This window comes from uncultured Gemella sp., from assembly GCF_963515875.1.
GTDB lineage: Bacteria > Bacillota > Bacilli > Staphylococcales > Gemellaceae > Gemella.
This window is the reverse complement of record NZ_CAUPZX010000027.1, coordinates 1-11333: the sequence shown is the minus strand read 5'-3', so window position 1 is coordinate 11333 and position 11333 is coordinate 1. Positions and strand designations below refer to the sequence as shown.

Sequence of the window (11333 nt, the reverse complement as noted above, 5' to 3'; positions counted from 1 at the left end):
AGTAAAATCAAGGAGGCACATTCATGGAGTCAAAAGCAATGGCTAAGACAGTCCGCATTGCTCCTCGTAAAGTAAGACTAGTATTAGACTTAGTACGTGGAAAAAAAGTGGGCGAAGCATTAGGAATTTTAGAATTCACAACTAAATCAGCTTCTTTACCAGTAGCTAAAGTAATCAAATCAGCTGCTGCTAACGCTGAACACAACTATGGAATGAATGTAGAAGACTTAGTAGTATCACAAGCATTTGCAAATGAAGGACCAACTCTTAAAAGATTCCGTCCAAGAGCAAAAGGTGCTGCAAGTTCAATCAACAAAAGAACAAGTCACATCACTATCGTTTTAAGTGATAACAAATAATAAAAATTAAGAAATTATAAAAGCTAAACTAGTTAAAGGAGGCTACAAACTGTGGGTCAAAAAGTACATCCAATAGGCTTACGTGTTGGAGTTATTCGTGATTGGGATTCAAAATGGTATGCGGAAAAAGATTTCGCTGCTAACTTACACGAAGATTTCAAAATCCGTGAGTTCATCAGTAAACAATTAAAAGACGCTTCAGTTTCTAAAGTAGAAATTGAAAGATTTGATAAGAAAGTAAACATTTCAGTACACACTGGTAAACCAGGTATGGTTATCGGTAAAGGTGGTGCTGAGATCGATAAATTAAGATTAGAATTAAACAAATTAACTGGAAAAAGAGTACACATTAATGTAGTTGAAATCAAAAAAGTTGATATCGACGCTAAATTAGTAGCTGAAAACATTGCTCGTCAATTAGAAGCTCGTGTATCATTCCGTCGTGCTCAAAAACAAGCTATCCAAAGAGCTATGAGAGCAGGAGCTAAAGGAATTAAAACTCAAGTATCAGGACGTCTTGGTGGAGCAGATATCGCTCGTGCAGAACACTATTCAGAAGGTTCAGTGCCACTACACACATTAAGAGCAGACATCGATTACGCTCACGAAGAAGCAGATACAACTTATGGTAAACTTGGAGTTAAAGTTTGGATTAACCGTGGTGAAGTATTACCAACTAGAAAATCTGAAAAAGGAGGTAACTAATTTATGTTAATGCCTAAACGTGTTAAATATCGTCGTCAACACAGACAATCAACAAAAGGTAAATCTAAAGGCGGAAATGTAGTAGATTTCGGTGAATTTGGATTACAAGCAACTACTGCAGCAAGAGTTACTTCTCGTCAAATAGAAGCTGCTCGTATAGCGATGACTCGTTATATGAAACGTGGTGGTAAAGTTTGGATTAAGATCTTCCCTCACATGCCTTACACTAAAAAACCATTAGAAGTACGTATGGGATCTGGTAAAGGTGCAGTAGAAGGATGGGTTGCAATCGTTAAACCAGGTAGAGTGATGTTCGAAGTTGCTGGAGTAAGTGAAGAAGTTGCACGTGAAGCTCTAAGACTTGCATCTCATAAGTTACCTGTTAAATGTAAATTTGTAAAACGTGAAGAAACAGGTGGTGAAGCATAATGAAAACAAATGAATTCAAATCAATGATTAGAGAATTAACTTCACAAGAGTTAGAAGCAAAAATCAAAGAATTAAAAGAAGAGCTTTTCAACTTACGCTTCCAATTGGCAACTGGTCAATTAGAAAATACAGCTCGTATTAGTCAAGTTAGAAAATCAATCGCTCGTATGAAAACTGTTATTCGCGAAAGAGAATTAGCGAATAAATAATAATAGGAGGCAAACATGACTGAGAGAAATGATAGAAAAGTTTACGTTGGAAAAGTAGTTTCTGATAAAATGGATAAAACAATCACAGTTTTAGTAGAAACTTACAAAAAACATCCTCTATACGGTAAACGTGTAAAATATTCTAAAAAATTCAAAGCACATGATGAAAACAATGTTGCTAAATTAAATGATATCGTTAAAATAATGGAAACTCGTCCATTATCTGCAACTAAAAACTTCCGTTTAGTAGAAGTAGTAGAAGAAGCAGTTATAATCTAATAAAACTAGGATAAACCCTAAGAAGGAGGCAAAAAGCGCATGATTCAACAAGAAACACGCTTAAAAGTGGCTGATAACTCAGGAGCAAAAGAAGTTTTAACAATTAAAGTTCTAGGTGGTTCAGGACGTAAAGTTGCTAACATTGGTGACGTAATTGTATGTTCTGTTAAAAAAGCAACACCAGGTGGAGTTGTTAAAAAAGGTGAAGTAGTTAAAGCCGTAATCGTTCGTACAAAAACAGGAGCTCGTCGTAACGACGGTTCATATATTAAATTTGATGAAAATGCTTGTGTAATTATCCGTGATGATAAGAGCCCACGTGGTACACGTATTTTCGGACCAGTTGCTCGTGAATTAAGAGACGGTAACTACATGAAAATCGTATCACTAGCTCCAGAAGTATTATAATAAATAAAAGTACAGTAAAGAAGGAGGTTAACAAGAAATGTTCATTAAAAAAGGTGATAAAGTTGTAGTAATTACTGGTAAAGACAAAGGTAAAGTTGGTACAGTAATCGAAGCACAACCTAAAAAAGATCGTGTTGTTGTAGAAGGTGTTAACATCATTAAAAAACACGTTAAAAATTCTCAAGATGCTCCACAAGGTGGAATCGTTGAAAAAGAAGCAGCAATTCACGTATCAAACGTAATGTTACAAGATCCTGAAACTGGAAAAGCAACAAGAGTACGTTTCGAAACAAAAGATGGTAAGAAAGTACGTATCGCTGTAAAATCAGGAAAAGAAATATAATAATAGTTGAAGAAAGGAGGCACTATTTTAGATGGCTCGTTTAGAAGATAAATTTAAATCTGAGATAACAAAAGAATTAATGACAAAATTTGAGTACAGCAGTGTAATGCAAGTACCAAAAATTGAAAAAATCGTAATAAACATGGGTGTAGGTGATGCAGTGCAAAACTCTAAAGCCCTAGACAACGCAGTAGCAGAATTAGCTTTAATTTCTGGTCAAAAACCATTAGTAACAAGAGCTAAAAAATCAATCGCTACTTACAGACTTCGTGAAGGTATGCCTATCGGGGCTAAAGTTACTTTACGTGGAGAAAGAATGTATGAATTCTTCGATAAATTAGTAACTGTAGCACTTCCACGTGTACGTGACTTCCACGGTGTTTCTAAAAAAGCATTCGATGGTCGTGGTAACTACACACTAGGTGTTAAAGAACAATTAATTTTCCCTGAAATTGATTACGATAAAGTAAGTAAAGTACGTGGTATGGACATCGTTATAGTAACAACAGCTAACACAGATGAAGAAGCTCGTGAGTTATTAACACTATGTGGTATGCCATTCGCAAAATAAGAAAGGTGAGGTAAAAGACACATGGCTAAAAAAGCAATGGTAGAGCGTGAATTAAAACGCCAAAAATTAGTTGACAAGTATGCAGCTAAAAGAGCGGAATTAAAAGCTAAAGGTGATTACATCGGACTTAGCAAACTTCCAAAAAACTCAGCTCCAGCTCGTTTACACAATCGTTGTAGCATAACTGGACGTCCTCACGGATACATTGGAAAATTTGGAATCAGCCGTATTAAATTCCGTGAATTAGCTTATAAAGGACAAATTCCTGGAGTTAAAAAAGCAAGTTGGTAATATATTAGTAGAAGAAAGGAGGATTTATCCTAATGACAATGACAGATCCTATCGCAGATATGCTAACACGTATTCGTAATGCTAACATGGTTAAACACGAAACATTAGAATTACCTGCGTCAAATATTAAAAAGCAAATTGCAGAAATATTAAAACAAGAAGGTTTTATCAGTGATGTAGAATACATTGAAGATAACAAACAAGGAAAACTTAAACTTACTCTTAAATACTCAAAAGGTGAAAGAGTAATTAAAGGAATTAAAAGAATTTCAAAACCTGGTTTACGTGTTTACGCTAAAGCAGATGAACTGCCAAGAGTATTAAACGGACTAGGAATAGCAATCGTATCAACTTCAAATGGAGTTGTAACAGATAAAGTTGCTCGTAAAAATAACACAGGTGGAGAAGTATTAGCTTACATCTGGTAATATTATAAGGAGGTGCCAATTAAATGTCACGTATAGGTAATAAAGTTATTACAGTACCTGCAGGGGTTGAAGTTAACATCGTTGATAACTTCGCAACAGTTAAAGGACCTAAAGGTGAATTAAAACAACAATTTGATAAAGACATGACTTTCAACATTGAAGGAAGTGAAATCACAGTAGTACGTCCATCAGACTCTAAACGTCACCGTACAGTACACGGAACAACTCGTGCTATTTTAGCAAACATGGTTGAAGGTGTATCTGCTGGATTCAAAAAAGAACTTGAATTAATCGGGGTTGGATACCGTGCTCAAATGCAAGGTAAAAAACTAGTACTAAGTGTTGGATATTCTCACCCAGTTGAATTCGAAGAAATCGATGGAATTACATTAGGTGTTGAAGGAAACACTAAAGTTAGTATCGAAGGTATTAACAAAGAAGTAGTAGGACAATACGCAGCTAAAGTTCGTGCAGTACGTCCTCCAGAACCTTATAAAGGTAAAGGTATTCGCTACGTTGGTGAATATGTTCGCCGTAAAGAAGGAAAAACTGGTAAATAATAGATAACAGAAAGGAGTGTTTCAAATATGATTACGAAACTTGACAAAAATAAAGTTCGTAAAAAAAGACACGCAAGAGTACGTGTTAAAGTTCAAGGGACTACAGAAGTTCCACGTTTAAACGTATACCGTTCAAACACAAACATTTACGCACAAATTATTGATGACACTAAAGGTGTTACATTAGCACAAGCTTCTTCATTAAAACTTGAAAATGTTTCAAAATCAAGTGTAGAAGCAGCTAAAGAAGTTGGAAAATTAATCGCAGAAGTAGCTAAAACTAAAGGAATTGAAAAAGTTGTTTTCGACCGTGGAGGATACTTATATCACGGACGTGTTAAAGCATTAGCTGAAGCAGCACGTGAAAACGGACTTGTATTCTAATAAGGAGGGAAATAAGTAGATGCGTCAAGAAGAAATCAAAAAAGAATTTGAAGAACGCGTAGTTGCCATTCGCCGTGTAGCTAAAGTTGTTAAAGGTGGACGTCGTTTCCGTTTCTCTGCTTTAGTAGTAGTAGGTGACAAAAATGGTCGCGTAGGATTTGGTACAGGTAAAGCTCAAGAAGTACCAGATGCAATCAAAAAAGCAGTTGAAGCTGCAAAACATAACTTAATTACTGTACCAGTAGTTAATGGAACAATACCTCACGAAATCATCGGGCAATTTGGAGCAGGTTCAGTATTAATTAAACCAGCTGCACCTGGTACAGGGGTTATCGCTGGTGGACCAGTTCGTGCCGTATTAGAATTATCAGGTATTTCAAATATCTTATCAAAATCTCTAGGTTCAAACACACCAGTTAACATGGTTCGTGCTACAATCGAAGGATTAACAAGATTACAAACAGTAGAACACGTAGCAGCTTTACGTGGTAAATCTGTGGAAGAATTATTAGGATAAGAGGAGGGAAAAGAACATGACATTAAAAGTAACCCTAACTCGTAGTACTATTGGTCGTCCAAAGAATCAAAGAAAAGTTGTTGAAGCTCTTGGTCTTAAAAAAATGCACCAAACAGTAGAACACAAAGATAACGCTGCGATTCGTGGAATGATCAACAAAGTTTCACACTTAGTAACAGTAGAAGAAAAATAAGAATTATTAATACAAGGAGGTGCTAGTCTAAATGAAATTACATGAATTACAACCAGTTGAAGGTTCTCGTAAAGAGCGTAACAGAGTAGGTCGTGGGATTGGATCAGGAAATGGTAAAACTTCAGGACGTGGTCAAAAAGGACAAAAAGCACGTAGTGGAGGTGGAGTTCGCCCAGGATTTGAAGGTGGACAAAACCCATTATTCAGACGTATTCCAAAACGTGGATTTAACAATGTAAATAGAAAAGAATTTGCAGTTATAAATCTTGACGACTTAAACAAATTTGAAGATGGTACTGTAGTATCACCTGCTCTATTATTAGAAACTAAAGTTATTAAAAAAGAACTTTCAGGTGTTAAAGTATTAGCTAACGGTAAATTAGAGAAAAAATTAACTGTTCAAGCGCACAAATTCTCATCTTCAGCAAAAGAAGCTATCGAAGCAGCTGGAGGAGTTTGCGAGGTGCTATAATATATGTTTAGTGCATCACTAAATCTATTTAAAGTTAAAGAAACTCGTAACAAAATTTTATTTACCTTATTCGGTATATTCCTATTCCGTATCGGTTCATATTTACCGATACCTGGAGTAGATGCTGATGTTCTTAAAAGTCAAGACGCAGCAGGATTATTCGGAATTTTTAACACATTTGCAGGAGGAGCTTTACAACAGTTTTCTGTGTTTGCGATGGGTATCATGCCATATATCACAGCCTCTATCGTAATTCAACTTATGCAAATGGATGTTATTCCTACATTAACTGAGTGGTCAAAACAAGGTGAAGTAGGTCAGAAGAAAACACAAAAATTAACAAGAGTCTTAGCAATTATCTTAGCTTTTATCCAATCGCTTATTATGTCGTATGGATTTAATAATGCCTATCATGGATTAATTAAAGATACTTCAATTCTAGGATTCATTACAGTAGCTGTAGTTTTAACTGCTGGTACAGCATTATTACTATGGTTAGGTGATCAGATATCTCAATACGGTGTTGGTAATGGTGTTTCTATCATTATCTTAGCGGGAATTATTGCTCGTTTACCAATGGAATTCATTCAAGTATATGAATCTCAAATTAAAGATGCTGAAAACCTTACATTAGCAATCTTAAAAGTTGTTATTGTAGCAATTATTGTAATAGGTATCGTTGCTGCGGTTGTATATATGCAAGAAGCAATACGTAAAATTCCTATTCAATACTCTCAACAGAGAGCAGGTCGTAGAATGTTAGGAGCAAGATCAACTTACTTGCCTCTTAAAGTGAACAGTGCCGGGGTTATCCCAGTAATCTTCGCAATCGCATTCTTACAATTACCTAGAACTATTGCGATATTCGCACCTAATAACGAAAAGTTACAAAAAATTGTATCATATTTCGATTTCAGTCATGTTCTAGGATTAACATTATACGTAGTATTAATTATTGCGTTCTGTTACTTCTATGTAATGGTTCAAGTTAACCCAGAAAAAATGGCTGATAATTTAAGAAAACAAGGAAGTTTTGTTCCAGGGGTTAGACCAGGTAAAAAAACTGAACAATACATTACAGGTATTTTATACAGACTAACGTTTGTAGGTTCAATATTCCTAGCAGCTGTTTCGGTTCTTCCAACAATATTCACAAGCATTGCTAAATTACCAGCATCTGTTCAAATTGGTGGTACAAGTTTAATAATTGTTGTCAGTGTTGCACTAGAGACAGTTAAACAACTTAATTCTCAATTAACAGAGAAGAACTATAGAAGTTTTATTACAGGACGAAAAGGTGGTAAATAATTATGATGAATATTATTTTAATGGGATTACCAGGAGCGGGTAAAGGTACTCAAGCAGAGCAAATTAAAGCGAATTATCCAATTCCGCATATTTCTACTGGAGATATGTTTAGAGCTGCTATTAAAAATGAGACTCCGCTTGGAAAAGAAGCAAAAAGTTATATTGATAAAGGACAACTTGTTCCTGACAGTGTAACTATAGGATTAGTTGAAGAAAGATTGAATCAAGAAGATGCAAAAGAAGGCTTTTTACTTGACGGTTTTCCAAGAACAGTAGAACAAGCTGAAGCCCTTGATCAAATTTTAGCAAAAACTAATAGAAAAATCGATAAAGTATTAAATATCGATGTAGATCCAACTATTCTGTTACCTCGATTAACAGGTAGAAGAATCTGTAAACAATGTGGAAATACTTATCACTTAATTTTCAACCCTACAAAAGTTGATGGTGTTTGTGATAATGATGGTGGTGAACTATACCAAAGAAGTGATGACAACGAAGAAACAGTTGGTAATCGCTTAGAAGTTAACATTAAACAAACAAAACCACTTTTAGACTTCTATAGTCAAAAAGAAGGTGTAGTCGAAAATGTTAATGGTGACCAAGACATCAAAGTAGTTTTCCAAGATGTACAAAATATATTAGACAAACTGAAATAGTCAGGGAGGAAAAGTATGGCAAAAGATGTCATTGAAGTAGAAGGTTTAGTAGTAGAAAACTTGCCGAATGCAATGTTTAAAGTAGAATTAGAAAATGGTCATATTATTTTAGCTCATGTTTCTGGAAAAATCAGAATGAATTATATAAGAATTTTACCAGGTGATAAAGTTACAGTAGAAATGAGTCCGTATGACCTGACAAAAGGTAGAATAACTTATAGATTCAAGTAAGTTATAAACTCAAGGAGGAAATAACGATGAAAGTAAGACCATCAGTGAAAAAGATCTGTGACAAATGTAAAGTAATTCGTCGTGGTGGTAAAGTATTAGTGATTTGCGAAAACGCAAAACATAAACAAAAACAAGGATAATTAATTAGGAGGTGCAAACTTAATGGCACGTATAGCAGGAGTCGATATTCCACGTGAAAAACGCGTTGTTATATCACTAACTTATGTATATGGTATAGGTTTAAAAACTTCTCAAAAAATCTTAAAAGAAGCTGGAGTTTCTGAAGATGTGAGAGTTAAAGACTTAACAGGTGAACAACTAGATAAAATTCGTGAAATCGTAGATAACTACAAAACAGAAGGTGACTTACGTCGTGAAGTTTCATTAAACATCAAACGTCTAATGGAAATCGGATGTTACAGAGGAATCCGTCACCGTCGTGGACTTCCAGTAAGAGGGCAAAATACTAAGAACAACTCTCGTACTCGTAAAGGTCCTAAGAAAACAGTTGCGAACAAGAAAAAATAATTAGGATAGGAGGAGAAACACAACTATGGCTCGTAAACAACAATCACGTAAACGTCGTGTGAAAAAAAATATACAAAATGGTGTTGCACACATTCGTTCTACATTCAACAACTCAATAGTAACAATTACAGATGAACATGGTAATGCAGTATCATGGTCAAGTGCAGGAGCGTTAGGATTCAAAGGTTCTAGAAAATCTACTCCATTCGCAGCACAAATGGCAAGTGAAGCAGCAGCTAAACAAGCTATGGAACACGGAATGAAATATGTAGATGTAACAGTTAAAGGTCCAGGTGCAGGACGTGAAGCAGCTATTCGTGCTTTACAATCAGCTGGATTAGAAGTTACATCAATCAAAGACGTAACTCCAGTTCCTCACAATGGATGTCGCCCACCTAAACGTCGTCGTGTATAATATTAACATAGACAAAATTTAGGAGGTTTAACATAATGTTAGCAATAGAAAAACCAAAAATTCAAATCATTGAAGAATCATTAGATAAAAGATTTGGTCGCTTTGTAGTTGAACCACTTGAACGTGGATATGGAACTACATTAGGTAATTCATTGAGAAGAATGTTAATCTCATCATTACCAGGAGCAGCAGCAAGAAGCATCGATATTGAAGGAGTTCAACACGAATTCCAAGCAATTAAGGGTGTTGTAGAAGATGTTACTGAAATCATTATGAACGTTAAAAACATTGCGTTTGTAGTTCATTCTGAAGAAGAAAAACAAGTATCAATCAGTGTTAAAGGACCTGCAGTTGTTACAGCAGCAGACATCGCTATCGATTCTGATATCGAAGTAGTAAATACTGATCAACACATTGCAACAGTATCTGAAGGTGGACAATTTGAAATGATTATTTATGTTGGAAAAGGACGTGGATTTGTACCAGCTGATGGAAACAAAAAACGTGACTTACCAATCGGAGTTATTCCAATCGATTCAATTTACACACCAGTATCAAAAGTTAACTATACAGTAGAAAAAACAAGGGTAGGTCAAAGTACTGACTTTGATAAACTTATCTTAGATGTTACTACTAATGGTTCAATTACAGCTAACGACGCTTTAGCATTAGCATCAAAAATTCTAATTTCACACTTAGAATTATTTATGGAAATGTCTGAAGAAGCAAAAGCTGCTGAAATATTGGTAGCTAAAGAAGAAGATAACAAAGTTCAAATGTTAGAAATGACAATTGAAGAGTTAGATTTATCAGTACGTAGTTACAACTGCTTAAAACGTGCAGGAATTAACACAGTACAAGAATTAGCTAACAAAACAGAACAAGAAATGATTAAAGTAAGAAACTTAGGTCGTAAATCTCTAGAAGAAGTTAAAATTAAACTTCAAGAGTTAGAACTAGGATTCAAAGAAGAATAATACTAACAAGGAGGCACACTAATGGGTTACAGAAAATTAGGACGTACATCAGCTCACCGTAAAGCGATGTTAAGAAACTTAGTAACTGCTCTACTAGTACACGGTAGAATTGAAACAACTGTTACAAGAGCGAAAGAAGTTCGTTCATTAGCAGAAAAAATGATTACATTAGGTAAAAAAGGTGATCTAGCAGCAAGACGTAATGCAGCTAAATTCATCCAACCTGTTGCAGTAGCAACTGAAGAAGGTAAGAGTCAATTAGCTCTTAAAAAATTATTTGAAGAAGTAGCACCTAAATATGCAGACCGTAATGGTGGATACACTCGTATTCTACGTGTTGGACCACGTAAAGGTGACGGTGCAGAAACAGCTATTATAGAATTAGTTTAATATAAATTTTTCATACAACAATAACATACTACATACACACACAACTAAACAACACATACAACAAGAATTTAAACTAATTTTTTTGGCAAAAGAGTGCTTGAAATGCGTAGGAAAAGGCTACGTCGTCTAGCTCTAATGTATCCTAGCATATAGCTAGGGTACCCTTTTGTCCCTTTAAAAATTAAATCTAATTATACTTTAAAAGATTACCAGGCAAGGTAGTCTTTTTTATTTTGCACGTTTGGATTTCTAGTGCCAAAGGCACGACGAAATCCTTACGTGCAAAATACGCACAGTTGCTCCAAGAACGCAGTGATTGGTAAGCAACCACTGCGAAGTGGCAATGTAGAATTTTAAATTATGAAATAGAATACGTTAGGTACAACCTACGCAAGGACGTACCAAGAAGCAAGGCGATAGCTGAAGCTGATTGGAATACGTCTACTGCGAGGCAGTGTTGTGATTTTTAGAATCTTTGATTCGTAAAAATCATTACATGCAAAATACGCAAAAGGAACTAAATTTCTAAGGAATGAAGAGACGTAAGAAATTTTTAGTTCCAACTTGCGAAGTGACAAAGTAGAATTTGAAAATTATGAATTAGCATACATTACGTACAACGTACGCAAGGACGTACCAAGAAGCAAGGCGATAGCTGAAGCTGATTGGAATACGTC

Annotated in this window: 23 protein-coding genes; all 23 read left to right on the top strand. The window is 35.2% G+C overall.

The window, feature by feature from the left end:
* The first annotated feature begins 23 nt into the window (after window positions 1–23).
* Genes rplV through rplQ form a run of 23 tightly spaced genes read left to right on the top strand, consistent with a single transcriptional unit; the run spans window position 24 to window position 10656 of the window.
* Window positions 24–359: a 50S ribosomal protein L22 gene (rplV, locus tag RWL85_RS05690; RefSeq protein WP_060914794.1), complete on the top strand. Its 336-nt coding sequence runs from the start codon at window positions 24–26 to the stop codon at window positions 357–359.
* 51 nt (window positions 360–410) lie between these two features.
* Window positions 411–1064, top strand: coding sequence for a 30S ribosomal protein S3 (rpsC, locus tag RWL85_RS05685; protein ID WP_314085910.1), 654 nt, complete (start codon window positions 411–413; stop codon window positions 1062–1064).
* A 3-nt stretch (window positions 1065–1067) separates the two neighbouring features.
* A complete protein-coding gene (gene rplP / locus RWL85_RS05680) occupies window positions 1068–1493 on the top strand; it encodes a 50S ribosomal protein L16 (protein ID WP_003144099.1) in 426 nt (141 codons plus the stop codon).
* Window positions 1493–1702, top strand: a complete 210-nt coding sequence (gene rpmC / locus RWL85_RS05675; protein WP_003147630.1) for a 50S ribosomal protein L29 — start codon at window positions 1493–1495, stop codon at window positions 1700–1702. The genes rplP and rpmC overlap by 1 nt, the downstream gene beginning before the upstream one ends.
* A 15-nt stretch (window positions 1703–1717) precedes the next feature.
* Window positions 1718–1981 carry a 30S ribosomal protein S17 gene (rpsQ, locus tag RWL85_RS05670; protein ID WP_003144356.1) on the top strand — a complete coding sequence of 88 codons (264 nt, stop codon included), beginning with the start codon at window positions 1718–1720 and terminating at the stop codon, window positions 1979–1981.
* 39 nt (window positions 1982–2020) lie between these two features.
* On the top strand, window positions 2021–2389 hold the full coding sequence (rplN, locus tag RWL85_RS05665; protein ID WP_003144098.1) for a 50S ribosomal protein L14: 369 nt from the start codon (window positions 2021–2023) through the stop codon (window positions 2387–2389).
* Window positions 2390–2426: 37 nt separating this feature from the next.
* A complete protein-coding gene (rplX, locus tag RWL85_RS05660; RefSeq protein WP_003144415.1) occupies window positions 2427–2732 on the top strand; it encodes a 50S ribosomal protein L24 in 306 nt (101 codons plus the stop codon).
* A gap of 31 nt (window positions 2733–2763) precedes the next feature.
* Window positions 2764–3303: a 50S ribosomal protein L5 gene (rplE, locus tag RWL85_RS05655; RefSeq protein WP_314085905.1), complete on the top strand. Its 540-nt coding sequence runs from the start codon at window positions 2764–2766 to the stop codon at window positions 3301–3303.
* Window positions 3304–3324: 21 nt separating this feature from the next.
* Window positions 3325–3594: a 30S ribosomal protein S14 gene (gene rpsN / locus RWL85_RS05650; protein ID WP_003144337.1), complete on the top strand. Its 270-nt coding sequence runs from the start codon at window positions 3325–3327 to the stop codon at window positions 3592–3594.
* A gap of 32 nt (window positions 3595–3626) precedes the next feature.
* Window positions 3627–4022 carry a 30S ribosomal protein S8 gene (gene rpsH / locus RWL85_RS05645; RefSeq protein ID WP_314085903.1) on the top strand — a complete coding sequence of 132 codons (396 nt, stop codon included), beginning with the start codon at window positions 3627–3629 and terminating at the stop codon, window positions 4020–4022.
* 23 nt (window positions 4023–4045) lie between these two features.
* A complete protein-coding gene (gene rplF, locus RWL85_RS05640; protein ID WP_003147633.1) occupies window positions 4046–4582 on the top strand; it encodes a 50S ribosomal protein L6 in 537 nt (178 codons plus the stop codon).
* A 27-nt stretch (window positions 4583–4609) separates the two neighbouring features.
* A complete protein-coding gene (gene rplR / locus RWL85_RS05635; RefSeq protein ID WP_048802798.1) occupies window positions 4610–4966 on the top strand; it encodes a 50S ribosomal protein L18 in 357 nt (118 codons plus the stop codon).
* A 19-nt stretch (window positions 4967–4985) separates the two neighbouring features.
* Window positions 4986–5483 (top strand): 30S ribosomal protein S5, encoded by a 498-nt coding sequence (gene rpsE, locus RWL85_RS05630; RefSeq protein ID WP_314085901.1) that lies wholly within the window; start codon window positions 4986–4988, stop codon window positions 5481–5483.
* A gap of 16 nt (window positions 5484–5499) precedes the next feature.
* Window positions 5500–5676: a 50S ribosomal protein L30 gene (gene rpmD, locus RWL85_RS05625; protein ID WP_003144406.1), complete on the top strand. Its 177-nt coding sequence runs from the start codon at window positions 5500–5502 to the stop codon at window positions 5674–5676.
* A gap of 31 nt (window positions 5677–5707) precedes the next feature.
* Entirely contained in the window at window positions 5708–6148 is a 441-nt protein-coding gene (gene rplO, locus RWL85_RS05620) for a 50S ribosomal protein L15 (protein ID WP_314085897.1), read from the top strand.
* 3 nt (window positions 6149–6151) lie between these two features.
* Complete coding sequence (gene secY, locus RWL85_RS05615) at window positions 6152–7456, top strand: preprotein translocase subunit SecY (RefSeq protein WP_314085896.1); 1305 nt, start codon at window positions 6152–6154, stop codon at window positions 7454–7456.
* A gap of 5 nt (window positions 7457–7461) precedes the next feature.
* The gene (locus tag RWL85_RS05610) at window positions 7462–8115 is read left to right on the top strand and encodes an adenylate kinase (protein WP_314085957.1); all 654 of its coding nucleotides are present in this window, start codon (window positions 7462–7464) and stop codon (window positions 8113–8115) included.
* A gap of 15 nt (window positions 8116–8130) precedes the next feature.
* Window positions 8131–8346, top strand: a complete 216-nt coding sequence (gene infA / locus RWL85_RS05605) for a translation initiation factor IF-1 (RefSeq protein WP_003144387.1) — start codon at window positions 8131–8133, stop codon at window positions 8344–8346.
* A gap of 26 nt (window positions 8347–8372) precedes the next feature.
* Window positions 8373–8486: a 50S ribosomal protein L36 gene (gene rpmJ / locus RWL85_RS05600; RefSeq protein ID WP_003144208.1), complete on the top strand. Its 114-nt coding sequence runs from the start codon at window positions 8373–8375 to the stop codon at window positions 8484–8486.
* A gap of 22 nt (window positions 8487–8508) precedes the next feature.
* Window positions 8509–8874, top strand: coding sequence for a 30S ribosomal protein S13 (rpsM, locus tag RWL85_RS05595; RefSeq protein ID WP_003147638.1), 366 nt, complete (start codon window positions 8509–8511; stop codon window positions 8872–8874).
* Window positions 8875–8899: 25 nt separating this feature from the next.
* A complete protein-coding gene (gene rpsK, locus RWL85_RS05590; protein ID WP_003144405.1) occupies window positions 8900–9289 on the top strand; it encodes a 30S ribosomal protein S11 in 390 nt (129 codons plus the stop codon).
* Window positions 9290–9324: 35 nt separating this feature from the next.
* Window positions 9325–10266 (top strand): DNA-directed RNA polymerase subunit alpha, encoded by a 942-nt coding sequence (locus RWL85_RS05585; RefSeq protein ID WP_314085894.1) that lies wholly within the window; start codon window positions 9325–9327, stop codon window positions 10264–10266.
* 21 nt (window positions 10267–10287) lie between these two features.
* Window positions 10288–10656 carry a 50S ribosomal protein L17 gene (gene rplQ / locus RWL85_RS05580; protein ID WP_003144119.1) on the top strand — a complete coding sequence of 123 codons (369 nt, stop codon included), beginning with the start codon at window positions 10288–10290 and terminating at the stop codon, window positions 10654–10656.
* Window positions 10657–11333: the final 677 nt, after the last annotated feature.

Excerpts from the sequence above, each read along its gene's own strand:
- RWL85_RS05610 (WP_314085957.1), top strand. The coding sequence starts at position 7,462 with ATGAATATTATTTTAATGGGATTACCAGGAGCGGGTAAAGGTACTCAA.
- rpsM (WP_003147638.1), top strand. The coding sequence starts at position 8,509 with ATGGCACGTATAGCAGGAGTCGATATTCCACGTGAAAAACGCGTTGTT.
- rpsH (WP_314085903.1), top strand. The coding sequence starts at position 3,627 with ATGACAATGACAGATCCTATCGCAGATATGCTAACACGTATTCGTAAT.
- secY (WP_314085896.1), top strand. The coding sequence starts at position 6,152 with ATGTTTAGTGCATCACTAAATCTATTTAAAGTTAAAGAAACTCGTAAC.
- rplX (WP_003144415.1), top strand. The coding sequence starts at position 2,427 with ATGTTCATTAAAAAAGGTGATAAAGTTGTAGTAATTACTGGTAAAGAC.
- rpmC (WP_003147630.1), top strand. The coding sequence starts at position 1,493 with ATGAAAACAAATGAATTCAAATCAATGATTAGAGAATTAACTTCACAA.
- rplF (WP_003147633.1), top strand. The coding sequence starts at position 4,046 with ATGTCACGTATAGGTAATAAAGTTATTACAGTACCTGCAGGGGTTGAA.
- rplE (WP_314085905.1), top strand. The coding sequence starts at position 2,764 with ATGGCTCGTTTAGAAGATAAATTTAAATCTGAGATAACAAAAGAATTA.
- rplN (WP_003144098.1), top strand. The coding sequence starts at position 2,021 with ATGATTCAACAAGAAACACGCTTAAAAGTGGCTGATAACTCAGGAGCA.
- rplR (WP_048802798.1), top strand. The coding sequence starts at position 4,610 with ATGATTACGAAACTTGACAAAAATAAAGTTCGTAAAAAAAGACACGCA.
- RWL85_RS05585 (WP_314085894.1), top strand. The coding sequence starts at position 9,325 with ATGTTAGCAATAGAAAAACCAAAAATTCAAATCATTGAAGAATCATTA.
- rpsQ (WP_003144356.1), top strand. The coding sequence starts at position 1,718 with ATGACTGAGAGAAATGATAGAAAAGTTTACGTTGGAAAAGTAGTTTCT.
- rplQ (WP_003144119.1), top strand. The coding sequence starts at position 10,288 with ATGGGTTACAGAAAATTAGGACGTACATCAGCTCACCGTAAAGCGATG.
- rplP (WP_003144099.1), top strand. The coding sequence starts at position 1,068 with ATGTTAATGCCTAAACGTGTTAAATATCGTCGTCAACACAGACAATCA.
- rpsN (WP_003144337.1), top strand. The coding sequence starts at position 3,325 with ATGGCTAAAAAAGCAATGGTAGAGCGTGAATTAAAACGCCAAAAATTA.
- rplO (WP_314085897.1), top strand. The coding sequence starts at position 5,708 with ATGAAATTACATGAATTACAACCAGTTGAAGGTTCTCGTAAAGAGCGT.
- infA (WP_003144387.1), top strand. The coding sequence starts at position 8,131 with ATGGCAAAAGATGTCATTGAAGTAGAAGGTTTAGTAGTAGAAAACTTG.
- rpsE (WP_314085901.1), top strand. The coding sequence starts at position 4,986 with ATGCGTCAAGAAGAAATCAAAAAAGAATTTGAAGAACGCGTAGTTGCC.
- rpmJ (WP_003144208.1), top strand. The coding sequence starts at position 8,373 with ATGAAAGTAAGACCATCAGTGAAAAAGATCTGTGACAAATGTAAAGTA.
- rpmD (WP_003144406.1), top strand. The coding sequence starts at position 5,500 with ATGACATTAAAAGTAACCCTAACTCGTAGTACTATTGGTCGTCCAAAG.
- rpsK (WP_003144405.1), top strand. The coding sequence starts at position 8,900 with ATGGCTCGTAAACAACAATCACGTAAACGTCGTGTGAAAAAAAATATA.
- rplV (WP_060914794.1), top strand. The coding sequence starts at position 24 with ATGGAGTCAAAAGCAATGGCTAAGACAGTCCGCATTGCTCCTCGTAAA.